The sequence below is a fragment of the Streptomyces sp. AC627_RSS907 genome (genome assembly GCF_019049165.1).
This window is the reverse complement of sequence record NZ_JAGMUE010000925.1, coordinates 1-700: the sequence shown is the minus strand read 5'-3', so window position 1 is coordinate 700 and position 700 is coordinate 1. Positions and strand designations below refer to the sequence as shown.

The 700-nt window shown below is 72.4% G+C and carries 1 protein-coding gene; it reads right to left on the bottom strand.

Going from position 1 to position 700, the window contains the following annotated elements; all coding sequences use genetic code 11:
* Positions 1 to 700, bottom strand: a 700-nt coding sequence (locus tag KUM32_RS39485; protein WP_254406748.1) for a UvrD-helicase domain-containing protein, incomplete at both ends; no start/stop codon positions are given.

The following is a 700-nucleotide window of genomic DNA, read 5'->3' as shown; positions in this document are numbered from 1 at the left end:
CGCACAGGCTGTCCCGGTCGCCGAGCCACAGGTCGAGCAGGCGCTGCTGGAGCGGGCTCACGTCCTGGTACTCGTCCACCACGAAGTGTTGGTACTGGCCGCGCACCTGATCGGCGATGTCGAGCCGGTCCTGGAGGACGCCGACGGTGAGCAGCAGCACGTCCTCGAAGTCGATCACTCCGCGGTCCCGCTTGAGCTGCTCGTACATCGCGTAGATCCGGCTGGTCTCGGCCGGGTCGCGGGGGGCCTCGCGCGGGGACTTGGCGATGGCGGCCGGATACTCCTCGGGGACGGTCTGGGTGACCTTGGACCACTCGATCTCGCTCGTGACGTCCCGCAGCTCGTTGCGGTCGAGGCGGATGGAGCAGCGCGCGCCGGCCTCGGCCACGAGCTGGGCCTTGCGCTCCACCAGCCGGGGCATCTCGCCACCGATCGCCTTCGGCCAGAAGTAGTGGAGCTGGCGCAGCGCCGCCGAGTGGAACGTGCGCGCCTGCACGCCGCCCGCGCCGAGCTGGCGCAGCCGGCCGCGCATCTCGCCCGCCGCGCGGTTGGTGAAGGTCACGGCGAGGACGCTGGCGGGCTGGAGGATGCCCGCACGCACCCCGTACGCGATCCGGTGGGTGATCGCGCGGGTCTTGCCCGTGCCCGCGCCCGCGAGGACGCACACCGGGCCGTGCAGGGCCATGGCGACCTCGCGCTG